Genomic DNA, 384 nt, shown 5'->3' on the forward strand with positions numbered 1-384 from the left:
TCCTTGATTGACTCAATAGTCGGCAGCACCTCTACGACGTTTTTGACCGTATAGGTCCGCACCGGAAAACTCAGCGCGAGGTTTTCATCCGTGCTGCGGTCCGGCGTTGCCATGAAAGACACGTTGAGTGGGCTGAGATCCTTTAACGACTGCAGGTCAGCCAAAGGCAAGGATGCATCGAGATAACCTTGCGATATCCAGGTCCCGTTCACGGCGTTACTTGGGCCTCTCCACACGACGCGTTTGTACTCGGTATCATCTTTTTTGGTGCCCTGTACCTCCATCCAGACACGTTGGCCACTGGCAATGTGCGGCCAGAAACCGCCACGAAGAGTGGCCGCAGCAGTGAGCGTCGACACATCCAGCTCAGTGCCGTTACCACCG

At 55.7% G+C, this 384-nt stretch carries 1 pseudogene; it reads right to left on the minus strand.

Going from position 1 to position 384, the window contains the following annotated elements:
* A pseudogene (locus M9827_RS27635) lies at positions 1–384 on the minus strand (hypothetical protein); the annotation flags it as partial.

The sequence above is a fragment of the Pseudomonas sp. AKS31 genome (genome assembly GCF_023634765.1).
In the GTDB taxonomy this organism is placed as follows: Bacteria; Pseudomonadota; Gammaproteobacteria; order Pseudomonadales; family Pseudomonadaceae; genus Aquipseudomonas.